The sequence below is a fragment of the Nonomuraea spiralis genome (assembly GCF_014648435.1).
GTDB classification, from domain to species: Bacteria; Actinomycetota; Actinomycetes; order Streptosporangiales; family Streptosporangiaceae; genus Nonomuraea; species Nonomuraea spiralis.
Genome location: NZ_BMRC01000029.1, coordinates 15,443 through 39,447, shown reverse-complemented (window position 1 = coordinate 39,447; position 24,005 = coordinate 15,443). Strand labels below are relative to the sequence as shown.

Sequence of the window (24,005 nt, the reverse complement as noted above, 5' to 3'; positions counted from 1 at the left end):
GCGCGCATCGCCACGAATCCCGAACCCTTCGTTCGTGAGGAGTGACCATGCGTCCACCTCTGTTCCCAACCCCATCCGCCCCCAGCCGGACGTCCCGCCGTGGCCGCTGAGTTCGACCTCCTGGTCGTCGGCGACGCCAATCCCGACGTGGTGCTGGCCGGCGCGCCGCGCGAGCTGGAGTACGGCCAGCGCGAACGGCTCGTCGCGGGCGGCGACCTGGTCCTCGGCGGCTCCGCCGCGATCACCGCCTGCGGCGCGGCCCGGCTCGGCCTGCGCACCGCCTTCGCCGGCCGCGTGGGCGCCGACGCGGCGGGGCGTTTCGTGCTCGGCGAGCTGGCCGGGCGCGGCGTCGACGTCTCCCACTGCGTGACCGACCCCCGGCCCACGGCCATGACCGTGGTGCTCGCCGACGGCACGGACCGGGCCATCCTCACCTCGCCGGGCTGCCTGCCGTACCTGACCGCCGCCGACGTGCCGCGCGGGCTGGCCCGGCATGTGCACGTGTCGTCGTACTTCCTGCAGCCGGGTCTGGCCGCCGGGCTGCCCGCGCTGCTGGGGGAGCTGCGCGCGGCGGGCGTGACGACGTCGCTGGACACCAACGACGACCCGGACGGCCGCTGGGACGGCCTCGCCGCCGTGCTCGCCGAGACCGACGTGTTCCTGCCCAACGCCGACGAGGCCAGGGCGGTCGCGGCCCGCCTGTCCGGCGTCCGCGGGGAGCGCCTGGAGGCCGCCGCCGCGCGGCTGGGCGCCCTCGGCCCGGCCGTCGTCGTCAAGGACGGCGCGAACGGCGCGCTGGCCTGGGAGTCCGGCCTGGTGACGCGGGCCCCGGCCGTCCCCGTCGAGCCCGTGGACACCGTCGGCGCGGGCGACAGCTTCAACGCCGGCTTCCTGGCCGCCAGGCTGCGCGGGATGAGCCTGCGCGAATGCCTGGACGTGGCCGTGACCTGCGGTTCGCTGTCCACCCGCGCGGCCGGCGGCACCGCCGCCCAACCCACCTGGAAGGAACTATGAAGATCACCTTCCTCGGCGCGGGAAGCGTCGAGTTCACCCAGGGCCTGCTGGCCGACCTGGTCGGCTTCACCGACCTCGGCCCCTTCGAGGTGGCCCTGCACGACATCCACCCCGAACGCCTGGAGACCGCCGAGGCCGCCGCCCGCGCCATCGTCGGCGACCGCCCGGACATCACCGTCTCCGCCCACCTGGACCTGCGGCGCTCGCTGGAGGACGCCGACTTCGCGATCAACATGATCCAGGTCGGCATGATCGACGCCACCCGCGTCGACTTCGAGCTGCCCGCCCGCTACGGACTGCGCCAGACGATCGCCGACACCATCGGCGTGGGCGGCATCTTCCGCGCCCTGCGCACCTTCCCCGCGCTCGACCGCATCGCCCAAGCCATGGCCGAGGTCTGCCCGGACGCCTGGCTGCTCAACTACACCAACCCGATGGCCATGAACGTCTGGTACCTGTCGGCGGCCACCCCGGTGCGCAACGTCGTCGGCCTGTGCCACTCGATCTACTGGACCGCCCACGACCTGGCCGAGCTGGTGGGGGTGCCGTACGAGGAGGTGACGTACCTGGCGGCGGGGGTGAACCACCAGTCGTGGCTGCTGCGCTTCGAGTCCGGCGGCCGGAGCCTGTACCCGCGCCTGGACGAGGTCATCGCGGCCGACCCCGGCATGTTGCGCCGGGTGCGCGTGGACATGTACCGCAGGCTCGGCCACTACCCGACCGAGACCAGCGAGCACTCGGCCGAGTACGTGCCCTGGTACCTGCACGACGACGCCGAGATCGAGCGGCTGCGCATCCCCGTGGGCGCCTACGTCGGCATCAGCGAGGAGAACGTACGCACCTACGAGGCCACCCGCGACGCGCTCAGGGCGGGCCGGCCGATCACCGCGGAGGGGACCATGGAATACGCCCCGCAGATCATCCACAGCATCACGACCGGCACCGGCCGCACCGTCTACGGCAACGTGCCCAACCACGGCCTGATCGGGAACCTGCCCGCCGGGTGCGTGGTCGAGGTGCCCGTCGTCGCCGACGCCCTCGGCGTGCGGCCGGTCGCCGTCGGCGACCTGCCCGCCCAGTGCGCCGCACTCAACCGGGCCTACGTCAACGTCAACGAGCTGACCGTGCGCGCCGCGGTCGAGGGCCGCCCCGAGCACGTACGGCACGCCATGATGGCCGACCCGAACACGGCCGCCACGCTGACCGTCGACCAGATCGACGAGTTGTGCGGGGCGCTGCTGAAGGCGCACGGAGACCTGCTGCCCGAGTCGCTGAGGAGCCGGTCGTGAGGCGGGCGGTCCTGGTGGCGGCTCTGGCCGCGGGGCTGCTCACCGGCTGCGGCTCGGACCCCGGCGGGCAGGGGGACGGCCCGGTCGAGATCACCTGGTGGCACGGCCAGGTCGAGACGCAGGCCAAGACCATCGAGCAACTGGCCGCCGACTACAACAAGGCCCACCCCGGCGTACGGATCGTGCCCGCGGTCGGCACCACGAACGTCGACGACATGCTGCAGAAGGTGCAGGCCGTGCTGGCCGGGGGCAAGGCGCCCGACATCGCCTACATGTACGGCACCTGGATGCCGCACCTGGCCAAGAACCCCAAGGTGTACGACCTGACCGCCACCGTGAAGGCCCCCGGCTTCGGCTGGGACGACTTCTGGCCCTCCGAGCGGGCCGTGTCGGAGGTGGACGGCAAGGTCGTCGGCATCCCGGCCGTGGTGGACAACCTGGCCGTCATCTACAACAAGAAGCTGTTCGACGCGGCCGGAGTGCCCTACCCCGGCAAGGACTGGACCTGGGACGACTTCCGCGACGCGGCCCGCAGGCTGACGAAGGACGGCGTGTACGGCACCGCGTACCCGGTCACCGGGGGCGAGGACACCGTGTGGCGGTTCTGGCCCATGATCTGGCAGCAGGGCGGCGCGATCCTGACTCCGGACGGCAGGAAGTCGGCGTTCGACACGCCGCAGGCGGCCAAGGCGCTCGATCTGTGGAGTGCGATGGCCCGCCAGGACAAGTCCGTATATCTCGATCAAAATGGTGAGAAGTTCCTGCCGCTGTTCCAGAGCGGCAAGATCGGCATGATCGTCTCGGGGCCGTTCGCGCTGCTCGACGTCATCGACCACAAGGTCGACTACGGCGTCCAGGTGCTGCCCGGCTACGACAGCAACCACGAGACCATCGCCGGGCCGGACAACTGGGTCGTCTTCGACAACGGCTCCCGCCGCGCCAAGGCCGCCGCCGACTTCCTCACCTGGCTCACCCGTCCCGAGCAGGACGCCCGGTGGACCCTCGGCCTGGGCAACCTGCCGATCCGCAAGGCCACCACCGCGCTGCCCGCCTACGACACCTTCGTCAAGGACTTCCCCGACATGGACGTCTTCACCGCCAACCTGGACAACGCCAAGCAGGCCAGGCCGGCTGTCCCGGTGTACCCGGAGTTCTCCGAGAAGGTCGGCGACGCCATCAGCCGGGCGCTGGTGGGCGGGACACCCGTACCGCAGGCCCTGACCGAGGCGGCGGCCGAGGCCGACCGGGTGCTGGAGCGCGCACGATGACCGCGGCGGCCCTGGCCGGGCGCGGCGCGCGGCGGGCGGGGCGGCGGCGCCTGCTGCCCGAGCTGACCGGGTGGGGGTTCGTGCTGCCCGCCACGGTCGTGATCGTGGGGCTGAGCCTGTTCCCGGCGGCGTGGGCGCTGCTGCTGTCGCTGCGCGACGGCGACCTGCTCACCGGCGGCGACTACGTCGGCCTGCAGAACTACCGCGACCTGCTGGGCGACGCCGACCTGCGCGCCGCCGCCGGGCACACGCTGGTCTACACCGTGTTGTTCGTGCCGGGCTCGGTGGTCCTCGGGCTGGGCCTGGCGCTGGCGCTCAACCTGAAGATCCGGCTCATCGGCTTCTACCGCACCTGCTTCTTCGTCCCGTACGTGGTCTCGGCCGCGGCCACCGGCATCCTGGCCAACTTCGTCTTCGACCCCGACTTCGGCATCGTCAACGCCGGGCTCAAGGCGCTCGGCCTGCCCGCGATGGGCTTCCTCCAGGATCTCGACCAGGCGATGCTCACCCTCGTACTGATCTCATTGTGGGGCGGGGTCGGCATGCCCGCCGTCGTCTACCTCGCCGCGCTTCAGGACATCCCGCGCGAGCTGACCGAGGCCGCCCGCGTGGACGGCGGCGCCCAGCGCCACGTGCTGCGGCACGTCGTGCTCCCGCAACTGCGGCCCGCCACGGTGTTCCTGCTGATCTGGCAGACCATCACCGCGCTGCAACTGTTCGACCTCGTCTACACCACCACCAAGGGCCAGCCGCTCGACTCCACCACCGTCATCGTCTTCTACCTCTACCGCCAGGCCTTCCAGCTCTTCCATTCCGGGTACGGCGCGGCCATCGCCTACGTCCTGTTCGCCGTCACGCTCGCCGTGTCCGGCCTGACCCTGTGGAGGGGGACGAAGTGAGACGGCCTCACCTCGCGCACCTGTTCCTGATGCCGCTCGCGCTGCTGTTCGCCGCGCCGCTGGTCTGGATGACACTGACCGCGTTCATGCCGGACGCCGACATCAACAGCTACCCGCCCAAGCTGTGGCCCGAGCACTTCACCCTGGGCGGCTTCACCCGCATCTTCACCGAGGACGACTACCCGCGCTGGCTGGCCAACACCGTCCTGGTCGCCTTCGGCGCCGTGGCCGGGCACGTGGTGCTGTGCTCCCTGGCCGGGTACGGCTTCGCCCGCATCCCCTTCCGCGGCCGTGCCCTGGCGTTCGGGGCGCTCATGGCCACCATCATGATCCCCGCCCAGGTGCTCATGATCCCGACGTTCCTGCTGTTCCGGAACCTCGGGCTGATCGACACCCTGGGCGCGGCGGTCGTGCCGTGGCTGGCCTCGGCGTTCGGCGTGTTCCTCATGCGGCAGTTCTTCCTGTCGCTGCCGCGCGAGCTGGAGGAGGCCGCCGTCATCGACGGCTGCTCCCGCCTCGGGGTGTTCTTCCGCGTCGTGCTGCCGCTGGCCCGTCCCGCGCTGGCCACGCTGGTGGTGTTCACGCTGCTCGGCGCCTGGAACGACCTGCTCTGGCCGCTGATCGCGATCTCCTCCGAGGACGTCTACACCCTCCAGATGGGCCTGGCCACGTTCGCCGGTGCCCGGCACACCGAGTGGTCGGCGCTCATGGCCGGGAACGTGGTCGCCGTGCTGCCACTGGTGGCCGCGTTCGTGCTGGCGCAGCGGCACTTCGTGGCCACCATGAGCTTCAGCGGGCTGAAGGGATGATGATGTTTGCACAGGTGAGCTCGACAGGAGGAGGATGCGCTCAGCCCCACCAAGGAGGATGACATGTCGGTGTTGCAGAGCTTCGTGGACAGTGTGCGCAGCGGCGCGATCGAGGTGATCGACCTCACCGCGCCCCTCGCGCCGGAGACGCCGGTCCTCCAGTTGCCCGAGCCGTTCGGCAACACCATCCCGTTCCGGCTGGAGGAGATCAGCCGCTACGACGACCGCGGCCCGGCCTGGTACTGGAACGACATCCACACCGGCGAGCACACCGGCACCCACTTCGACGCCCCCGTCCACTGGGTCACCGCCCGCGACGGCCAGGACGTCTCCCAGGTGCCCGTACGCAGCCTGATCGCCCCCGCGGTCGTGCTCGACCTGGCCGCCGAGGCGTCCAAGGACCCCGACTTCCTCCTCCAGATCGACCACGTCAAGGAGTGGGAACGCGCCAACGGCCCGCTGCCCGAGGGCGGCTGGCTGCTCTACCGTACGGGCTGGGACGCCCGCTCGGCCGACCAGGCCGCGTTCCTGAACGCCGACGAGACCGGCCCGCACACGCCCGGCATCTCGGCCGAGTGCGCCTCCTGGCTGGCCGCCGAGACCCCGATCCTCGGGATCGGCGTGGAGACCGTCGGCACCGACGCCGGCGCCGCCCACTCCTTCGACCCGCCCTTCCCGTGCCACTCCTTCCTGCTCGGCGCCGGCAAGTACGGCCTGACCCAGCTCCGCAACCTCGACCGCCTGCCCGTGACCGGCGCCGTCGTGGTCGCGCCGCCGCTGCCCATCGTGGGCGGCTCCGGCAGCCCCGTCCGGGTCCTGGCCCTGGTGGAGCGTTGACCGTTACGGAGACGGCCGCGGCGGCGGTCGGCCGGGTGCTGGCCGCCCAAGGCGTCCGTACGGCGTTCGGGGTGGTCGGCAGCGGCAACTTCCACGTCACGAACGCGCTGGTCGAGCACGGCGTACGCTTCGTCGCGGCCCGGCACGAGGGCGGGGCGGCGACCATGGCCGACGCCTACGCCCGGATGAGCGGCGAGGTCGGCGTCGTCACGGTGCACCAGGGGCCGGGGCTCACCAACGCGATGACCGGCCTCACCGAGGCGGCCAAGAGCCGTACGCCGATGGTCGTGCTGGCCGGCGAGGCGACCGACACGCGCTCCAACTTCCACATCGACCAGGAGGCCCTGGCCACGGCGGTGGGCGCGGTGCCCATGCGCGTCACTGACGCCGGGCGGGCGGGGGAGCGGGCCCTCGAAGCGTTCCGGGTGGCCGCGCGGGATCGCCGTACGGTCCTGCTCAACCTCCCCCTCGACGTGCAGTCCATGCCGTCGAACGCCCCCGTCCCCGTCTCCGCCGTCGGCGACGCCGAGCGGTCCGGCGGTCCGTCCGGGGTGGTCGGCGGGACGGCGGAGCTGGGACGGCTGCTGGCCGCCGCGCGGCGGCCGGTGTTCATCGCGGGGCGCGGCGCCCGGCACGCCCGGCGCGAGCTGGAGGCGCTGGCCGACCGCACCGGCGCCCTGCTGGCCACCTCGGCCGTCGCCAAGGGCCTGTTCCGCGGCAGCCCGTGGGACCTCGACGTGAGCGGCGGCTTCGCCACCCCGCTGGCCGCCGAGCTGATCCGCGGCGCGGACCTGGTCGTCGGCTGGGGCTGCGCGTTGAACATGTGGACGACCCGCCACGGCTCGCTGGTCCCGCCGGGGGCGAAGGTGGCCCAGGTCGACCTCGACCCGGCGGCCGTCGGCGCCTACGTGCCGGTCGACCTGGGGGTGATCGGCGACGTCCGCGCCGTGGCGGCGGCCCTGACCGGGCCGGACGACGGCACGCCGGGCTACCGGTCGGCCGAGCTGGCCGCGCGCGTCCGGGCCGAGGGACGCTGGCGGGCGGTGCCGTACCGGGACGAGAGCGGCGCCGGCCGGATCGACCCGAGGACGCTCACCATCGACCTGGACGACCTGCTCCCAATCGAGCGTGTCGTGTCCGTCGATTCCGGCAACTTCATGGGATATCCCTCGATGTTCCTCGACGTGCCGGACGAGGGCGGGTTCTGCTTCACCCAGGCGTTCCAGTCGATCGGGCTCGGCCTGGCGACCGCGATCGGCGCCGCGCTGGCCCGGCCCGACCGGCTGCCCGTGGCCGCCCTGGGCGACGGCGGCGCGTTCATGGGTCTGGCCGAGCTGGAGACCGTCGTCCGGCTGGGCCTGCCCATGGTGGTCGTGGTCTACGACGACGAGGCGTACGGCGCGGAGGTGCACCACTTCGGGCCGCACGGGTTCCCGCTCGACACCGTCCGGTTCCCGCCCGCCGACCTGGCCGCGATCGCCAGGGGCCACGGGTTCGCCGCCGTGACCGTCACGGACCGCGCCGACCTCGCCGGTGTGGCCGAATGGCTCAAGGGGCCCCGGGACCGCCCGCTGCTGGTGCACGCCAAGATCACCGGCGAACGCGGCTCCTGGTGGCTGGAGGAGGCGTTCAAGGGCCACTGAACGGCCGGGCACGGGGGCAGACCGGCCTGCGCGGACCGTGGGCGCGGGGTGCAGGGTGGTGCGGTCAGAGCTTGCGGTAGGTGCGGGCCTCCTCGGCGGCGGCCAGCACCTCCGCCAGCGACCCGCCCACGCACGCCGCCACGCACGCCGCCACCGCCCCCTCCACGAACGGCACGTCCGCGATCATCACCCGCCCCGCCTCCTCCAGCAGCCGGGCGGTCAGCACCGAGCTGCCCAGATCGGGGATGATCAGCACGCCGTCGCCCCGGTCCACGGACCGGATCGCCTGCTCCACGAGATCGAAACTGGTGCCGAGGCCGCCGTCCGCGGTGCCGCCGGCCGCCGCCACCGGCACGGGCTCGCCGGCGATCCCGCGCGCCAGCGCCGCCGTCTCGGCCGCCAGCCCGGCACTGTGCGAGACCAGCACCACCCCGACCATCAGCCCTCCGCCCGGGCCGCCGTCGCCAGGGCTTCCATGATCAGGGCGGTCGAGGCCGCGCCCGGGTCCTCGTGTCCCATGCTGCGTTCGCCCAGGTAGCTGGCCCGGCCCTTGCGGGCCTGGAGCGGGATCGTGTCCCGCGCGCCCTCGGCCGCCGCCGCCGCGGCCCGTTCGAACGCCTCCAGGGCTCCGATGCCGTCCCGTACGGCCAGGGCCAGCGCCCGCGAGGCGGGGACCAGCGCGTCCACCATGGTCTTGTCGCCCACCGCCGCCTTGCCCAGCCGCTCCAGCGCGACCACCCCGGCCTCGAACGCCGCCTCGAAGTGGAACAACGTCACCGGGGACTCCAGCGTCCGGCCCATCTGGCGGAACATCGAGCCGTACAGCGGGCCGGAGGCGCCGCCGACGCGGCGGATGAGGGTCGTGCCCGCCTCGGTCAGCACCTGCGCGGGCGAGCCCGGCGGCCGGTCGGCCAGGGCCTTGGCGACCTCGGTGAAGCCGCGGTCGAGGTTCGCGCCGTGGTCGGCGTCGCCGATGGCCGCGTCGAGCTCGGTCAGCCGCTCGCGGTCGCGGCGTACCAGCCTGGCCGCCTCGTCGAGCCAGGCCACGAAGAGGCCGGTGTCCATCACCGGCCCCAGCGCAGCGCCGGTGTCTCGACCGGCGCGTCCCACAACCGGGTGAGTGTGTCGTCGAGCCGGCACACGGTGACCGAGAAGCCCTGCATGTCCAGGCTCGTCACGTAGTTGCCCACGAGCGAGCGGGCCACCCGGGCGTCCTTGCCCTTCACGAACGCCGCCACCTCCGCGAACAACACGTACAGCTCCATGAGCGGGGTGCCGCCCATGCCGTTCACCATGACCAGCAGGTCGCCCTGGAGCGCCAGGTCGCTGTGCAGGGCCTCCATGGCGACGGCGGCCAGCTCGCGGGCCGAGGCCATCGGCACCCGCGTGCGGCCCGGCTCGCCGTGGATGCCGATGCCCAGCTCCACGTCCGTGTCGGGCAGGTCGAACGTCGGCTTGCCGGCCGAGGGCGTCGTGCACGAGGTCAGCGCGATGCCGAAGGACCGGCTGCGTTCGTTCACCTCGCCGGCCACCCTGGCCACCTCGGTCAGCGGCGCGCCCTCCTCGGCCAGCGCGCCCGCGATCTTCTCCACGAACACCGTCGCGCCCGTGCCGCGCCGCCCGGCCGTGTAGAGGGAGTTCTGGACGGCCACGTCGTCGTCGACCAGCACGCTGACCACGTCGTTGTCCTCGGCCAGCTCGGCGGCCATCTCGAAGTTCAGCACGTCGCCGGTGTAGTTCTTGACGATGTGCAGCACGCCGGCGCCGCCGTCGACGGCCCGGGTGGCCTCGATGATCTGGTCGGGCACGGGCGAGGTGAAGATCTCGCCGGGGCAGGCGGCGTCCAGCATGCCGTACCCGACGAACCCGGCGTGCAGGGGCTCGTGGCCCGAGCCGCCGCCCGACACCAGCCCCACCTTGCCGGGACGCGGCCCGCCGGCCCGGTAGACCACGCGGTCCTGGACCCGCAGCGCGGGGTGGGCCGCGGCCATCCCGCCCAGTGCGTCCTCGACGGCGGACTCCGCGGTATTGATGAGCTTCTTCATGGTGAGAACATCTGCCCGTTCTCGCGCGAGAGCAAGCACCGCGGGGAGAACCGGCGATCCGGCGGCCGGACGAGGCCGCTGACGACCGTCCGACCGGTCCGAGTAGGCTACCTTCTGGTCATGGCTGAGATTGTGTACCCGCCGGTGATCGCCGCCGCGCGGACCCTCTTTCGCGTGCTCGACTACCGCTTCCACATGGAGGGCACCGAGCACGTGCCGCGGACCGGGGGCGCGGTGCTGGTGAGCAATCACATCAGCTATCTCGACTTCATCTTCGCCGGGTTCGCCGCGCTGCCGTCGAAGCGGCTGGTGCGGTTCATGGCCAAGCAGGACGTCTTCGACCACCGCGTCTCCGGGCCGCTCATGCGCGGCATGCACCACATCCCGGTCGACCGGGGGGCCGGCGCCGGCTCGTACGCCACCGCGCTGCGCAAGCTGAAGGCCGGTGAGGTGGTGGGCGTCTTCGCCGAGGCCACGATCAGCCGCTCCTTCACCGTCAAGGAGATCAAGAACGGCGCCATCCGCATGGCCCAGGCCACCAACGTGCCGGTCATCCCGGTCGCCCTGTGGGGCAGCCAGCGGATGTGGACCAAGGGCCGGCCCAAGCAGCTCACCCAGCGGCACGTGCCGATCACCATCCTGGTGGGCGAGCCGTTCCACCCCAAGCGGGGCGAGGACGTCAACCAGCACACCACCGACCTGCACGTACGCCTGTCGGAGCTGGTCGACCGGGCGCAGCGCACCTACCCGGAGGTCCCGCCGGGCGTGTGGTGGCAGCCCGCGCACCTGGGAGGCACCGCGCCCACCCCCGAGGAGGCGGCCGCCATGGACGCCGCCGAGGCCGAGGCCCGCGCCGCGAAGGAGTGAGCCCGCGCCCCCGGGCTCAGATGGCGGCCTGGTAGGCGCTGGCGCGCATGCCGGCCAGCAGGCCCGCCGTCTGCTCGGGCGTGTAGCGGCGTACGGGGTCATGGTGGAGCAGCCCCTCGATCAGGGGACGCATCACCCCGGCCCGCCGCGGCGGCGGATACGGGCCGCTGCGGGCCATGCCGAGCACCGTGGCCGCGTCCTGGCCGGGGTAGGGCGGCTGGCCCTCGACGGCGCTGTAGAGGGTCGCGCCGAAGGACCACATGTCGGCCTCCTTGCTGGCCGGCCCGCCGTGCAGCCGCTCCGGGGCCATGAACGCGGGTGTGCCGCGCAGCCGCCGCGAGGTCGTCATGCGGATGTCGCCCTCGGCGGTGGCGATGCCGAAGTCGGTCAGCACCACGCGGTCGCCGGTCAGCATCACGTTCGCGGGCTTGACGTCACGATGGAGCACGCCGGCCTTGTGCGCGGTGCGCAGCGCGGCGAGCAGGTGCTGCCCGATCGCGGCCACCGACTGCGCGGGCAGTGTGCCCACCTGGGAGAGCAGCTGGTGGAGTGAGAGCCCGTGAAGGTACTCCATCACGATCCAGAGCTTGCCGCCCACTTCCATCAGGTCGTGGACCGTGACGATGTTGGGGTGCGTCAGCCCGGCGGCCATCCTGGCCTCACGCAGCACCCGGCGGCGCACCATCTCGGCCTCACCGGCCAGAGTCAGCTCCTTCAACGCCACCTCTCGGTGGAGGAGCCGATCGAACGCCCGCCAGACGACTCCCATACCCCCACGACCGGCCTCCTCGTTCAGGAGGTACCGTCCGCCGATCTCCCGCATACCATCCCCTCAAGCTCGGGGATAATCATGTCATCTCCGCACGCGACATTGGGTGCCTAAGGTGATCTGGATATGTCGGAAAGTGTAGGTGTGCTGGTCAGCGCCGCAGAAATTCGCCCCGGCATGGCGCGCCACACCAGCCCCACCGCCACCAGGCCCAGCCCCGCGGCCCCGGCCAGGACGGCCGCCAGCCCGAAGAACTCGCCCGCCACGCCGCCGAGCGCCGCCCCCAGCGGCATGCCGCCCATGCCGACCAGCCGGTAGGCCGAGTTCACCCGTCCCAGCAGTTCGCCGGGGATCACGCGCTGCCGTACCGAGACGACCAGTACGTTGGCCGCCGCCCCCGTGAGGCCCCACACCACGGCGACCGGGTACAGCGCCCACGGCGAGGGCACCAGCAGGGGGACGAGCAGCAGCAGGCTGCTCGTCAGCCACGCCCCCACCAGCACGGCCTGCTCGCCGAGCAGCCGCGTGGCCGGTCCGGTCAGCGGCGAGCCGAGCACCGCACCCGCCGCGAACGCGGTCATCATCAGGCCGTAACCGCTCGGTTCCAGGCCCATGCGCGACCCGTCGCCGACGGCCCACAGGACGAAGACGGCGAAGTAGGCCGCGCTGGACACGTTCAGCAGGCCGGCCGAGAGCGCCAGACTGCGCAGGAACCGGTGGGACCACAGGTAGCGCAGCGCCTCGCCGATGTCGGCGCGCAACCGGCGGCGCGGCCCGGCCGGGGCGGCGCGGTACGAGCCGCGCATGCCGGTCAGGAGCAGGGCGGCGGCGCCGTACAGGAGGGCGGGGGCGCCGAAGAGGGCGGCGGGCAGCAGGGCGGCGAGCAGCCCGGCCACCGGGCCGCCGACGAAGTCGTTGCCGATGGTCTGGACGCTGACGATCCGGCCGTTGGCCCGGGTCAGGTCCTCCCGCGAGACGGTCATGGGCAGGACGGACTGCGCCGAGAGGTCGGCGAAGACCTCGCTCACACCGGCCGCGAACACCACCGCGAGCAGCACCCACAGGTTCAGCAGGCCCGTGGCGGCCAGCAGCGTCCCCATCGCCAGCACCGCCGTACGGACCGCGTTGGCCAGCGCCATGACCCGGCGGCGGTCGGCCCGGTCGGCGACCGCCCCCGCGTGCAGCGCGAACAGCAGCCACGGCGCGGTCGCGGCGGCCCCGGCCAGCGACACCAGCGTGGGGGAGCGCGTCATGGACACGGCCAGCAGGGGCGCGCCGACCCTCAGGACGCCGTCGGCGAGGTTCGACAGCGCGGTGGAGGACCACAGGAACCCGAAGGCCCGGCCCAGACGTGTCACGACTCACTCCGATAGTGTGTAAGGAAAAGTGTGCATAGATTCCTTTGCAAAGATAGGCTTGCACAGTGAGCGAAGGCAAGAGCTTTTCCGCGCGGGCCCTCGACGCGAACGCGTTGAAGTCGTTCGCGCACCCCCTGCGGCTGCGCATCTACGAGCTGCTCGACGAGCACGGCCCGTCCACGGCCACCGGGCTGGCCGGCCTGCTCGGGCAGAACACCGGCGCGACCAGCTACCACCTGCGGGAGCTGGCCCGGCACGGCATGATCGAGATCGCGCCCGAGCTGGGCCGGGGCAAGGAGAAGTACTGGCGTATCACGCCCGGCGGCTTCAGCTACGCGCCGTCGGAGGAGGACTCGGGGAGGGACCCGGAGGCGGCCGACGCCCTGGACTTCCTGATGGACGACCTGGTCCGGCAGCGCGGCGCGGAGCTGACCCGCTGGCGCGAGGCGTTGGGGCGGGCGCCCGAGGAATGGGTGCGGGCCGGCCTGTTCGCCCGCCGGTCCCTGCGGCTCACCTCGGCCGAGGCGACCGCTCTGAGCGAACAGGTGCTGGAGGTGCTGGACCACTACCGGAAGTTGTCGGACGGCAGGGACGTGCCCGCCGGTGGCGGGCACGTCGTCGTGCACTTCGACGTCCTGCCGCTCGGGGCCACCGGCGACCGGCCGGAGGACCCGGCCTAGGGCTCTCCCCGGGCCTCCGGCGGCCGGTCAGGAGATCAGGGTCAGGAGATCAGGGTCAGGGCGCGCTCGGCGGTGCCCTCGGGCGCCTTGGCGGGCGAGCCGGCGTCGAACGGCGGGCGCGGGTCGTACTCGATCGCGAGCTGCACCGCCTGCGCCGTCTCGGCGTCGTTCACCTGGGCCAGCAGGGTCAGGGCCATGTCGATCCCCGCCGAGACCCCGGCTGCCGTCACGACCTTGCCCTCGACGACGACGCGCTCGCTCACCGGCTCGGCCCCGAAGTCGCCCAGGCCGTCCAGCACCGCCCAGTGGCTGGTCGCGCGCAGGCCCTTGAGCACCCCGGCCGCCCCCAGCAGGTACGAGCCGCTGCACACCGACGTCGTCCACCGCGTGTGCTCGTGGGCCTCGCGCAGCCAGCCCAGCAACGCCTGGTCGGACAGGGCTTCGAGGGTGCCGGGCCCGCCGGGCACGACGACCACGTCGGGACGGGGCAGGTCGGCGTAGGAGGCCGTGGCGGCGATCGACAGGCTGCCCCGGTCGTCGAGCACCGGCCCCGCCTGCCCGGCCACGAACGTCACCGTCACGCCGGGCGCGAACGCCAGCACGGTGTAGGGACCGACCGCGTCGAGCGCGGTGAAGCGGGGATAGAGCGGAATGGCCACGTGCATGGTGTCATTTCTCCTTCGACTGGAATCTGCGGCGGTGCTCGCCCGGCGAGACCCGCCAGTGACGGCGGAAGACGCGGTAGAGGCTCTCCGGCGTGCCGAGCCCCGACTCCCTGGCCACCGTCTCCAGCGGGTGCCCGGTGACCTCCAGGAGGCGTCTGGCGGCGTCGGCGCGGCTGCGTTCGACGTACCGGCCGGGGGACAGGCCGGTCTGCTCGGTGAAGACGCGGGAGAAGTGGCGTTCGCTCATCCCGACGCGCCGGGCGAGCGCGGGCACGCTCAGGTCGGCGGCCGGGTTGGCGTCGATGTAGCCCTGGAGTTCCCGCAGCGGCAGGCTGCGCGGCGTCATGGCCCGCATCGGCGCGCTGAACTGGCTCTGCCCGCCCGGCCTGTGCAGGTAGACGACGAGCCCGCGGGCCACGTCGCGGGCCAGCTCGTGGCCGTGGTCCCTGGCCACCAGCGCGAGCGCGAGGTCCACGCCGGACAGCACGCCCGCCGAGGTCCACACGTTGCCGTCCTCGATGTAGAGGGGGTCGGGGTCCACTTCGACGTCGGCGTAGCGCCTGCGCAGGTCGTCGGCGGCCAGCCAGTGGGTCGTGGCCCTGCGCCGGCCCAGCAGCCCGGCCTCGGCCAGCAGGAACGCCCCGTTGCAGACCGAGGCCACCCGGTCGGCCCGCGCCGCCAGGCCGGAGATGGCCTCGACCAGCGCGCGATCCTCCAACTGCCGGGGCACCGACAGCCCGCCGGCGACCAGGAGCGTGTCGATCGACCCGGTCACCTCGCCCAGCGCCCCCGCCACGACGGCGAGCCCGTTGTGCGCGCTCACCGCCCCCGCCTGCACGGCGGCCACCTCGACCCGGTAGCCGCGCCCCCGCGCGATCAGGTCGGCGGTCGAGAACACGTCGGCCGGCCCGGCCATGTCCAGCAACTGGAAGCCCGGGAAGACGACGATCACGATCCGCCGACGCATGTCTTCATGCTGGTCGCGGCCCCGCGACGGCGTCAATGACACAAACCTTGCACATTACGCCATGGCCGGTCCGGGAATTGGAAACGGCCGGCACCCCGTACCAGGGTGCCGGCCGTTGCTCTGGAGGGCGTCAGCCCATGTGCGGGTAGCGGTGGTCGGTCGGCGGGACGAACGTCTCCTTGATCGTGCGGGCGTTCACCCAGCGGATCAGGTTGAAGATCGAGCCGGCCTTGTCGTTGGTGCCCGAGGCCCGCGCGCCGCCGAACGGCTGCTGGCCCACGACCGCGCCCGTCGGCTTGTCGTTGACGTAGAAGTTGCCCGCCGCGAAGCGCAGCCGCTCCGCGGCCGAGGCGATGGCGTACCGGTCCTGGGCGATGATCGACCCGGTCAGCGCGTACGGCGCGATGCCCTCCATCTGGGCGAGCACCGTGTCGAAGTCGCGGTCCTCGTAGACGTGCACGCCGAGGATCGGCCCGAAGTACTCCTTGACGAAGATCTCGTCGGTCGGGTCGGCGCACTCCAGGACGGTCGGCTTGACGAAGTAGCCGACGCTGGAGTCGTACGAGCCGGTGAGCACGTCGATGTTCGAGGCCGCCCGCGCCCGGTCGATGGCCTCCTTGTGCTTGCCGAAGGCCCGCTCGTCGATGACCGCGCCCATGAACGTCGACAGGTCGGCAGCCACGTCGCCCACGGTCAGCGACTCGGCCACGCCCACGAAGTCGTCACGCATCCGGTTCCAGACCGAACGCGGCACGTACGCCCGCGAGGCCGCCGAGCACTTCTGGCCCTGGTACTCGAAGGCGCCCCTGACCAGCGCGGTCGTCAGCACCGCCGGGTCGGCCGACGGGTGGGCCAGCACGAAGTCCTTGCCGCCGGTCTCGCCCACCAGGCGCGGGTAGCCGTGGTAGGAGGCGATGTTGGCGCCGACCGTGCCCCACAGGTGCTGGAAGGTCGGGGTGGAGCCGGTGAAGTGGATGCCGGCGAGGGCCGGGTGCGTCAGCGCCACCTCGGAGATGGCCTGCCCGTTGCCGGTGACCAGGTTGATCACGCCGGGAGGCAGCCCGGCCGCCTCCAGCAGCCGCATCGTGAAGTGCGCGGCGAACTGCTGGGTCGGGGACGGCTTCCAGACGACGACATTCCCCATCAAAGCGGCAGAAGTCGGCAAATTTCCGGCGATGGCGGTGAAGTTGAACGGCGTGATCGCCAGCACGAACCCCTCAAGGGGCCGGTACTCCATCCTGTTCCACACGCCCGGCGACGAGATCGGCTGGTCGGCGTAGAGCTGGCGGGCGTACGTCACGTTGAAGCGCAGGAAGTCGATCAGCTCGCAGGCCGCGTCGATCTCCGCCTGCTGCGCCGACTTCGACTGGCCCAGCACGGTGGCGGCGTTCAGCGTCTGCCGCCACGGCCCGGCCAGCAGGTCGGCGGCCTTGAGGAAGACCGCGGCCCGCTCGTCGAAGGACAGCGCCCGCCAGGCGGGCGCCGCCCGCAGGGCACTGTCGATCGCGTCCTGCACGTCCTGAGCCGTAGCGTCGTTGGTACGGCCCAGGACGGAGGCATGGTTGTGCGGCTGCACCACGTCGATGGGCGCGCCGCCGCCGAGCCGCTGCTCGCCGTCGATGGTCATGGTCAGGTCGATGGCGGAGCCGGACAGCTCCTTGAGGCGGTCCTCCAGTGCCGAACGCTCGGCGCTGCCCGGCGCGTAGCCGAGTACGGGCTCGTTCGCGGGGACCGGGACGTTGCTGATGGCATCCATTTACTTACCCCCAAGGGCACGAAGGAAGAAGGCGACGTTGGCGGGGCGCTCGGCCAGCCGGCGCATGAAGTAGCCGTACCAGTCGTCGCCGTAGGGGACGTAGACGCGGACCGTGTGGCCGGCCCCGGCGAGGGCCTCCTGCCGGTCGGTCCGGATCCCGTAGAGCATCTGGAACTCGTGGTCGCCGAGCGTCCGCCCGAAGCGGTCGGCGAGCAGTTCGGTGATCGAGATCAGCCGGTCGTCGTGCGTCGCCACCATGGGGTAACCCTTCCCCGCCATGAGGATGCGCAGGCATCGCACGTACGCCTTGTCCACGGCCTGCTTGCCCTGGTGCGCGACCGAGGCGGGCTCGCGGTAGGCGCCCTTGACCAGTCGTACCCGTGACCCCTCGTGGGCCAGGTCGCGGCAGTCGTCCTCGCTGCGGAACAGGTACGCCTGGATGGCCACGCCGGTCGTGGGGTAGTCCTCGCGCAGCTTGCGCAGGATGCCCAGCGTCGAGTCGACGGTGGTGTGGTCCTCCATGTCGAGCGTCACGGTCGAGCCGTTGGCCGCGGCGGCGGCGCAGATCTCGCGGGCGTGCTCCAGGGCCATCCCGTCGTCGAGCCGCTGGCCGACGGCCGACAGCTTCACCGACACCTCGCCCCGGCGGCCGAGCTGCAGCGGCTTGAGCGCCTCCAGCAGCGTCACGTACGCCTGCGCCACGGTCTCGGCGGCCTGCGCGTCGCGCGTCTCCTCGCCGAGGTGGTCGACGGTCACGGCCAGGTTCGCGTCCCGCAGCCGTTCGATGGCGTTGCGGGCCTCCTGGACGCTCTCGCCCGCGACGAACCGGTCCACCACCTTACGGGTGAGCGGGAAGCCTGACACGGAGCGGCGTACGACGCCGCTGCCGGAGGCGGCAAGGAGCAGTTGACCCAACATGCCTCAATTCTAGAAACCCCAGGTCAGAAGGGGCCATGAACGCGCGTAACGAGCGATGTGGCAGGCTGTCATACAAATGCACAACACCTCAGACCTTCAGGAGATCGTCGACGAGATCGCCGCCACGCTGGGGGCGTCCGCGACGCTGGAGGACCGCTCGTTCCGCCTGCTCGCCTACGGCGCCCAGCACGGCGACATCGACACGGTCCGCCAGGAGTCCATCCTGCGCCGGCGCGCCACCGGCGAGGTGCGCGACTACTTCGAACGCTACGGCATCGCCAGGGCCGGCGGCCCGGTCCGGATCCCGGCCGACGCCGAGCTCAAGGTGCTGGCCCGGGTCTGCTGGCCGCTGCGGCACGGCGAGGTCACCTACGGCTACCTGTGGCTGCTCGACTCCGGCAGCCTCGCCGACGACGCCCTGCGCGGCGTCGCGCCGCTGGTCGCCAGGGCCGCCGCCGCGCTCGCCCAGGAGGCCAGGAGCCGCCAGGACCTCGGACGCGGCCTGCTCGCCCTGTTCTCCGCCGACCCCGAGGAACGCGCCGCGGCCTCCATCGAGGTGCCCGGCCCGGTCACCGCCGTCGCCGTACGCGAGTCGAGCGAGCGGGTGGCCGCCCTCTGGACGCTGCCGCGCGGCGTGCTGGCCCGTACCGGCTCGCCCGTCGCCCTGCTCGCCCCCGCCCACCTGGCCGGGGAGGTCGCCCAGACCCTCCAGAGCGCGTACGGCACCGCCGCCGGCATCGGCGCACCCAGGAACGACCCGGCCGACGCCTGGCAGAGCTGGCGCGAGGCCCGCCAGGCGCTGCGCATCGCCGAGCACTTTCCCCGGCACGCCCCCATCGCCCGCTGGCCGGACCTCGGCGTCCACCGCCTGCTGGCCCGGCTCGGCCGCTCCGACCTGCACGAGCTGGCCGCCGAGACCGGCGCGCTGGACCCCGAGCTGGCCCAGACCCTTGAGGCCTACCTCGACCTCGGCGGCCACGCCCAGAAGACGGCCGCCGAGCTGGGCATCCACCGCCAGACCCTGTACTACCGCCTGGGCAAGGCCGAACGCCTCCTGCACCGCGACCTGTCCGACGGCGACGACCGGCTGACCGTGCACCTCGGGCTGAAGGCGGCCAGGCTGCTGCCTCAGGACAGCCGGTAGACCTTCACCCAGTCCACGTACATCGACACCGTCGCCGGGGTGGAGGAGTCGCGGCAGCGCGGCTCGCAGACCACGTCGTTCTGCAGCGCGAGGCCCATCTTGCCGCCGTCCGGCACGTACGCGCCCCGGTAGTCCCACACCTTCCGGCCGTCCAGCCAGAACGTCAGCCTGCCGGGCAGCCGGTCCACCGCGACCGTGTGCCAGCGGGTGAAGTCGGCCCGGAGCTGCCGCTGCGCGCGCCCGCGCCCGCCGTGCACGAAGATGCCGCCGCCCTGCCGCCGCGGGTCGACGATCTCGGCGAAGTCGACCTCGGCGTAGCCATCGCCCTCGCCCTGCGCGGTCGGCCACAACAACGCCACCGGCGTGTACCCGTTGCCCGCCTCGGCCCTGAACCTGACCTCCCACCGGCCGTACCGCTGGGCGAGCCTGGTGGCCACGCCGCCGGACAGGTCCTTGCCGCCGTACCGGCCGCCCTTGAGGCGCAGCATCCCGCCGGCGACCGTCGCGGCCTTCCCCGTACGGGGGTTCCGCTCCGCGTCCGGCGAGTGGTAGACCATCCATCTGCTCGTGTCGACGGAGGAACCGTCGAAGTTCTCGACGAGGACGGGCGTGCCCCACGTCTCCGCCTGTGCGCTCTGGGGGAGGGCGAGGGCCGTGAGGAGCGCCGCCGCCGCCAGGATCGAACCGCGTGTAGACATGCCGACCATCGAAGCAAAGACGTCACTCCGGTAACAAGGGCCCCCGAAACGGCGACAAGAGCCCCCTGGATCGATGGCATGGGCCCTTGGAACCCTTGGAACGCCGAAAGGCGGGCGGCCCCACGCCGCCCGCCCCTCGCCGCCTGTGTCAGGCGCAGGCCGACTCGTACACGCGGACCAGCTCCTGGCTGACGCGCTCCCAGGAGTAGCGCGAACGCGCTCGGTCGGCGCCGGCGTACCCGAGCGCGGTGCGCAGCGTCGGGTCGCACAGAACCTCACGGGCCAGCCGCGCGGTGCGGGCCGGCCGGTCCGGCGGGACCAGCAGGCCGGTCACGCCGTCGATCACGGAGTCGAGGTGGGCGCCCACGGACGAGGCGATCACCGGTACGCCGCAGGCCATGGCCTCCAGCGCGACGATCCCCGTCACGGCCTCGCGCGGCACCGAGACCACGGCGTCGGCGCTGCGCATCAGCTTCGGCACCGAGGCCCGCTTGACCTGCCCGAGCAGCGTCACCCGGTCGGCGACGCCGAGTTGCTCGGCCAGCGCCCGCAGCCGGCGCGCGTCCCGGTCCTGGTCCAGGTCCTCGGGCTCGGGGCCGCCCGCGATGACCAGTTCCACGTCGGTCAACCCCTGCAACGCCCGCACCGCCGTGTACGCCCCGCGCTCGGGCGACAGCGGGCCCACGTGCAGCAGCCGCTTGCGGGTGCCCTTGGTGGCGATCGCGCCACGCCGCTGGAACCGCTCGGTGTCCACCCCGTACGGCACGATGGCGATGTTGCCGCGCGGCACGCCCAGCCTGATCAGCGCCGACTCCTCGTCGCCCGAGCCGGCGATGACCGCCTTGGCCCTGCGCCCGAGCGCCCGCTCCAGCTTCTGGTGCGTGGCGTCCACGGTGTGGAAGGTCTGCATGACCGGCACGTCCAACCCCTTGGCGCCCGCCACCGCGACGAGCCCGCCGGTCCACGAGTGAGCGTGGATCACGTCCGGCCGCTCCTGGTTCCACCGCTTCATGAGGTGCTCGCCGACGTCGTTGAGGTACGGCACGACGTCGTCGGGCGTCAGGCTCTTGGCCGGGCCCACGTCGATCTGCTCCAGAGTGACACCCGGGGCCACCCGCGTCTTGGGCTTGCCCTCGGCGTCGTCACGGCGGGAGTAGATGGTGACGTGGTGCTCGCGTCCCAGCTCGCGCGCTACGGCGAGGATACGGTGATGCTGGTTTCCCTTGACGGACGCGACGATCGCAATATTCATGGCACACCTCAGCGTGGAAAAGCCTTCAAGGTGTGCCTGCGTCTTAGGCACGTTGTTCTACGGAACGACAATACCCATGATTGACTGGTTCGCAAACCCCCGCAGATCAGACACCTCGGAGGGCGAGAACCACGATCTCGTCCCACACCTGGCCGCCGGAGAAGGCGTGCCGGTCGGCCTCCACCGCCTTGACCACGGTGGCCGGGGACTGCCCCGCGCAGCGTCCCAGCACGTCGGCCAGCCGCTCCTCGCCGTACGGCTCGCCGGAGTCGTTCCTGGAGGAGATCAGGCCCTCGGAGTAGAGCACCAGCGTCTCCCCGACGGAGACCGTCAGCTCCTGCACATCCGTCTCGGCCTCGGGGGAGATGCCGAGCGGCACGCCGCCGCCCGCCGCGAAGCGCACGTTGCCGTCGGGCTGCAACAACGCCGCCGGATGGTGGCCGGCCGAGGACAACAGGATCGTACGGCCCTTGACGAACCCCGCCACGGCCATCACGAACATGCCCGTGCCCTGTGCGACCAGGGCCTGGTTGACCTTGCGCATCACCAGGTCGGGATGGGACTCCCAGGTGCTGAGCACCCGCAGCCCGCCGCGCACCATGGCGCTGACCGAGGCCGCCTCCTCGCCCTTGCCCGCCGCGCCGCCCAGCGCGAACCCCCAGCCGCCCGCGACCGGGAACACGTCGTAGAACTCCGCGCCCACCGATGAGCCCGGATGGTAGACGGCCGACGCCTCGTAGCCGGGCACGTCGGGCAGGTTGCGCGGGGCCACGCTGGCCGACAGCGCGTCGGCGGCCCGCGAGCGGCTCTGGAAGCTCGACTGGGCGCGTACGGCCAGGCCGAGCTGCATCCCCACGTCCTGGAGCACACCGAGGTCGGCCAGCGAGAACGGCGGCCGGTCGTGCGTACGGACCAGCGTGAGCACCCCGTCGGAGTGGCCGATCGGCACCGACAGCAGCGAGCCCGCGCCCATCACGGTCAGCAGCGGCCCGTCGGCGCAGTAGCCGAGCAGCGACTCGTCGTCGACCATCTCGTGCACCACGCCCGAGCCGCGCTCCAGCACCTGCACCACCACCTGGCTGCCGGCCGGGTCGGCCGACTCCACCTGGCGCACCAGCTCGCCCAGCGGATGGTTCTTGGGCGCCACCACCACCGAACGCCGCGGCAGCCCGTCACGCACCATGTCGGCGATCACCCAGTCGGCCCACTCGGCCGCCAGCAGCCGCGTGGTCCGCGGCAACGCCACCGGCCGCAGCAGCGCCTCCTCGTCCAGCAGCAGCGCCCCGATCTTGGCCAGCAGGTCCTGCCGCCTGGACGCCGCCAGCAGCAGCGCCCCGTCGGACTGCTCGGGCCGCCGCGCCCCCGGCTCGGGCAGCTGCACCTCGGTGGGCAGCGCCACGGCCGCCACCATCTGCTGCGGCTCGCCCGGCATCGTCACCCGCGTCAGCGCGAGCTGCACGGTGTGCGTCCGGCCCTGGTGCGCCAGCCGCGTCTCGAACGCCGACGGCTGCCCGGTCTGCAACACCGAGTTCAGGTGCGAACGGAACGCCGCCCGCCTGGAGACGTCCACCAGCAGCGGGAACGACCGCCCGACCAGGTAGCCGTCGGGGCTGCCGAGCACCCGGGAGGTCTCCGGGTTGATCCGCCGGACCACCCCGCCGCCGTCGAGCACGATGACCGGCACCGGGAAGGCCCGGAACACCTGGCGCAGCAGCTTCAGCTCCCGCTGCGTGCCGTCCTTCTTGCCGGAGGCGCGCTTGGGCGCCTTGCTCAACGCCTCGCGCGCCTCGGCGAGCAACTCGGCGGCGGTGTCCAGTTCGGCCAGGGCGGCGTCGAGCGTGGGCGCGAGGTCGGTAGGGTAGGCCGTCCTCGCCTCACGCAAGGACGACACGCGTCCAGCCAGCGCGTCCAGAGCGTGTTCGAGGTCCGGCATGGTCATCCTTTGACGCTACGCCACCGGGGATAACGGTAGCCATAAGGGGTAGGGGCTTCTTGCTATGGAATCGACGGCGATGATCACTCCCGGGCTCGCCCGAGACCTGGCGGCGCTGGGGCGGCTGGGCGAGGACACCTCCACGGAGAGCGTGTTGCGCGGCCTGACCACCGCGCTGGCGGCCGGGGTGCCCGGTTGCTCGGGCGGCTCGGCCGAACACTGGCGCGACCAGCGGGTGCTGGTCTCCGGCTCGCACAGCGAGCTGATCATGCTCGTCGAGGGCGAGCGCGAGCTCGGAGAGGGCCCCTCCGTCGAAGCTCGGAACACCGGCGCCCGCGCCAGCGTGAGCGACGTGCTGAGCGACAACCGCTGGCCCCGCTACGACGCACTGGCGACCCGCTGGGGGGTGCGCTCGGTGCTGGTCGTGCCCATCGAGGTGGCGCCCGCGCGACTCATCGTCGGACTTTACTCGGTACGGCCGGGTGCCTTCTCCCCGCAGGCCGCCCATTCGCTGACCGAGATGCTGACCGAGCAGGTCGGGGTGGCCGTGGCGAACATGTGGGAGTTCGAGGAGGTACGCACCGACGCCGCCCAGCTCCAGGAGGCCCTGGCCGGGCGCTCGGTCATCGACCAGGCCAAGGGCATCATCATGCAGACCAGCGGGTGCACCGCCGAGGCCGCCTTCGAGGAGCTGCGCAGGATCTCGCAGCACCATCAGGTCAAGGTGGCCGATCTGGCCAGACTCCTCGTCGAGGAACACCAGCGCAAGTCGACGCGTCGCCCCTGACGCCGGGCGTGGGCCCTTGTGTGAGCCCCGCCCCCGGGCCGCATTCCTCAGCCGATGGCGGCCAGCGCGTCGTCGAGCGTGTCATACAGCGGCAGGCGCTGGGCCAGCCCGGTGATCCACATCACCTTCGACTTCGAGTACTCCACGCCGACCAGCGCGAACTTCGCGCTCGAGGCCAGGCTCGTCTGCCAGTGATGGACGATCAGCCCGAGCGCGCGCGAATCCATGAACGTGACCCCGGCCAGATCGAGTATCAGATCGGCTCCGGCCAGCGACAGGTAGTCGGCGAACTGCTCACGCGTCGTGGCGTCGAGCACGCCGTCGACCTTGACGACCGTGATCTCGCCGACGGTCGACGACGTCAGGCTCAGGGCGGCCACGGGCCCTTCGCCGTTTTCGGGCATTGT

The 24,005-nt window shown here is 72.3% G+C and carries 24 protein-coding genes; 11 read left to right on the top strand and 13 right to left on the bottom strand.

From position 1 onward, the window contains the following. Positions 1 to 99: 99 nt before the first annotated feature. From IEZ27_RS43330 to IEZ27_RS43300, 7 genes are all read left to right on the top strand, one after another. Positions 100 to 1,014 carry a carbohydrate kinase family protein gene (locus IEZ27_RS43330; RefSeq protein ID WP_189652575.1) on the top strand — a complete coding sequence of 305 codons (915 nt, stop codon included), beginning with the start codon at positions 100 to 102 and terminating at the stop codon, positions 1,012 to 1,014. Continuing rightward, on the top strand, positions 1,011 to 2,303 hold the full coding sequence (gene melA, locus IEZ27_RS43325) for an alpha-glucosidase/alpha-galactosidase (protein ID WP_189652574.1): 1,293 nt from the start codon (positions 1,011 to 1,013) through the stop codon (positions 2,301 to 2,303). Before IEZ27_RS43330 ends, melA begins: the two co-directional genes overlap by 4 nt. Next, the gene (locus IEZ27_RS43320; RefSeq protein WP_189652573.1) at positions 2,300 to 3,571 is read left to right on the top strand and encodes an ABC transporter substrate-binding protein; all 1,272 of its coding nucleotides are present in this window, start codon (positions 2,300 to 2,302) and stop codon (positions 3,569 to 3,571) included. Before melA ends, IEZ27_RS43320 begins: the two co-directional genes overlap by 4 nt. Continuing rightward, positions 3,568 to 4,470, top strand: coding sequence for a carbohydrate ABC transporter permease (locus IEZ27_RS43315; protein WP_189652572.1), 903 nt, complete (start codon positions 3,568 to 3,570; stop codon positions 4,468 to 4,470). The genes IEZ27_RS43320 and IEZ27_RS43315 overlap by 4 nt, the downstream gene beginning before the upstream one ends. Next, positions 4,467 to 5,279, top strand: coding sequence for a carbohydrate ABC transporter permease (locus IEZ27_RS43310; RefSeq protein ID WP_221761987.1), 813 nt, complete (start codon positions 4,467 to 4,469; stop codon positions 5,277 to 5,279). The genes IEZ27_RS43315 and IEZ27_RS43310 overlap by 4 nt, the downstream gene beginning before the upstream one ends. Before the next feature lie 63 nt (positions 5,280 to 5,342). Beyond that, positions 5,343 to 6,116, top strand: coding sequence for a cyclase family protein (locus tag IEZ27_RS43305; RefSeq protein WP_189652571.1), 774 nt, complete (start codon positions 5,343 to 5,345; stop codon positions 6,114 to 6,116). Then, positions 6,113 to 7,759, top strand: coding sequence for a thiamine pyrophosphate-binding protein (locus IEZ27_RS43300; RefSeq protein ID WP_189652570.1), 1,647 nt, complete (start codon positions 6,113 to 6,115; stop codon positions 7,757 to 7,759). The genes IEZ27_RS43305 and IEZ27_RS43300 overlap by 4 nt, the downstream gene beginning before the upstream one ends. 64 nt (positions 7,760 to 7,823) lie before the next feature. On the opposite strand, the gene dhaM is transcribed toward IEZ27_RS43300, so the two are convergent. The 3 genes from dhaM to dhaK are packed head-to-tail and all read right to left on the bottom strand — an operon-like array spanning position 7,824 to position 9,804. Beyond that, the gene (gene dhaM, locus IEZ27_RS43295) at positions 7,824 to 8,198 is read right to left on the bottom strand and encodes a dihydroxyacetone kinase phosphoryl donor subunit DhaM (RefSeq protein WP_189652569.1); all 375 of its coding nucleotides are present in this window, start codon (positions 8,196 to 8,198) and stop codon (positions 7,824 to 7,826) included. Then, positions 8,198 to 8,824 carry a dihydroxyacetone kinase subunit DhaL gene (gene dhaL, locus IEZ27_RS43290; RefSeq protein ID WP_189652568.1) on the bottom strand — a complete coding sequence of 209 codons (627 nt, stop codon included), beginning with the start codon at positions 8,822 to 8,824 and terminating at the stop codon, positions 8,198 to 8,200. The genes dhaM and dhaL overlap by 1 nt, the downstream gene beginning before the upstream one ends. Further along, on the bottom strand, positions 8,824 to 9,804 hold the full coding sequence (gene dhaK, locus IEZ27_RS43285; RefSeq protein WP_189652567.1) for a dihydroxyacetone kinase subunit DhaK: 981 nt from the start codon (positions 9,802 to 9,804) through the stop codon (positions 8,824 to 8,826). The genes dhaL and dhaK overlap by 1 nt, the downstream gene beginning before the upstream one ends. Positions 9,805 to 9,924: 120 nt before the next feature. Between dhaK and IEZ27_RS43280 the strand changes: the two genes are divergently transcribed. Continuing rightward, on the top strand, positions 9,925 to 10,671 hold the full coding sequence (locus IEZ27_RS43280; protein WP_189652566.1) for a lysophospholipid acyltransferase family protein: 747 nt from the start codon (positions 9,925 to 9,927) through the stop codon (positions 10,669 to 10,671). 16 nt (positions 10,672 to 10,687) lie between these two features. Here IEZ27_RS43280 and IEZ27_RS43275 read toward each other — a convergent pair whose 3' ends face one another. Together IEZ27_RS43275 and IEZ27_RS43270 are read right to left on the bottom strand one after the other, a co-directional pair. Beyond that, a complete protein-coding gene (locus tag IEZ27_RS43275; protein WP_189652565.1) occupies positions 10,688 to 11,494 on the bottom strand; it encodes a serine/threonine-protein kinase in 807 nt (268 codons plus the stop codon). A gap of 56 nt (positions 11,495 to 11,550) precedes the next feature. Beyond that, positions 11,551 to 12,798: an MFS transporter gene (locus IEZ27_RS43270; protein WP_189652564.1), complete on the bottom strand. Its 1,248-nt coding sequence runs from the start codon at positions 12,796 to 12,798 to the stop codon at positions 11,551 to 11,553. Positions 12,799 to 12,863: 65 nt separating this feature from the next. On the opposite strand from IEZ27_RS43270, the gene IEZ27_RS43265 reads away from it, so the two are divergent. Next, complete coding sequence (locus tag IEZ27_RS43265) at positions 12,864 to 13,478, top strand: ArsR/SmtB family transcription factor (protein WP_189652563.1); 615 nt, start codon at positions 12,864 to 12,866, stop codon at positions 13,476 to 13,478. A gap of 41 nt (positions 13,479 to 13,519) precedes the next feature. On the opposite strand, the gene IEZ27_RS43260 is transcribed toward IEZ27_RS43265, so the two are convergent. The 4 genes from IEZ27_RS43260 to IEZ27_RS43245 all read right to left on the bottom strand — a co-directional run bounded on the left by IEZ27_RS43260 (position 13,520) and on the right by IEZ27_RS43245 (position 17,784). Next, complete coding sequence (locus tag IEZ27_RS43260) at positions 13,520 to 14,143, bottom strand: DJ-1/PfpI family protein (RefSeq protein ID WP_189652562.1); 624 nt, start codon at positions 14,141 to 14,143, stop codon at positions 13,520 to 13,522. 4 nt (positions 14,144 to 14,147) lie between these two features. Beyond that, positions 14,148 to 15,110 (bottom strand): GlxA family transcriptional regulator, encoded by a 963-nt coding sequence (locus IEZ27_RS43255; protein ID WP_189652561.1) that lies wholly within the window; start codon positions 15,108 to 15,110, stop codon positions 14,148 to 14,150. A 130-nt stretch (positions 15,111 to 15,240) separates the two neighbouring features. Next, entirely contained in the window at positions 15,241 to 16,866 is a 1,626-nt protein-coding gene (gene pruA / locus IEZ27_RS43250; RefSeq protein ID WP_125630172.1) for an L-glutamate gamma-semialdehyde dehydrogenase, read from the bottom strand. Then, a complete protein-coding gene (locus IEZ27_RS43245; protein ID WP_125630170.1) occupies positions 16,867 to 17,784 on the bottom strand; it encodes a proline dehydrogenase family protein in 918 nt (305 codons plus the stop codon). It abuts the gene before it with no gap. A 76-nt stretch (positions 17,785 to 17,860) separates the two neighbouring features. On the opposite strand from IEZ27_RS43245, the gene IEZ27_RS43240 reads away from it, so the two are divergent. Further along, positions 17,861 to 18,928: a PucR family transcriptional regulator gene (locus IEZ27_RS43240; RefSeq protein WP_189652560.1), complete on the top strand. Its 1,068-nt coding sequence runs from the start codon at positions 17,861 to 17,863 to the stop codon at positions 18,926 to 18,928. Here the strand turns inward: IEZ27_RS43240 and IEZ27_RS43235 are convergent. From IEZ27_RS43235 to IEZ27_RS43225, 3 genes are all read right to left on the bottom strand, one after another. Further along, positions 18,913 to 19,626, bottom strand: a complete 714-nt coding sequence (locus tag IEZ27_RS43235) for a glycoside hydrolase family 16 protein (protein WP_189652559.1) — start codon at positions 19,624 to 19,626, stop codon at positions 18,913 to 18,915. The two genes, IEZ27_RS43240 and IEZ27_RS43235, sit on opposite strands and share 16 nt — an antisense overlap. A gap of 148 nt (positions 19,627 to 19,774) precedes the next feature. Further along, the gene (locus IEZ27_RS43230; protein WP_189652558.1) at positions 19,775 to 20,878 is read right to left on the bottom strand and encodes a glycosyltransferase; all 1,104 of its coding nucleotides are present in this window, start codon (positions 20,876 to 20,878) and stop codon (positions 19,775 to 19,777) included. A gap of 106 nt (positions 20,879 to 20,984) precedes the next feature. Next, positions 20,985 to 22,817: a SpoIIE family protein phosphatase gene (locus tag IEZ27_RS43225; protein ID WP_229824856.1), complete on the bottom strand. Its 1,833-nt coding sequence runs from the start codon at positions 22,815 to 22,817 to the stop codon at positions 20,985 to 20,987. 73 nt (positions 22,818 to 22,890) lie between these two features. Between IEZ27_RS43225 and IEZ27_RS43220 the strand changes: the two genes are divergently transcribed. Continuing rightward, positions 22,891 to 23,598: an ANTAR domain-containing response regulator gene (locus IEZ27_RS43220; protein WP_229824855.1), complete on the top strand. Its 708-nt coding sequence runs from the start codon at positions 22,891 to 22,893 to the stop codon at positions 23,596 to 23,598. Positions 23,599 to 23,645: 47 nt separating this feature from the next. Here the strand turns inward: IEZ27_RS43220 and IEZ27_RS43215 are convergent, their stop codons facing one another. After that, a complete protein-coding gene (locus tag IEZ27_RS43215; protein WP_125631162.1) occupies positions 23,646 to 24,002 on the bottom strand; it encodes an STAS domain-containing protein in 357 nt (118 codons plus the stop codon). Between the last annotated feature and the right edge of the window lie 3 nt (positions 24,003 to 24,005).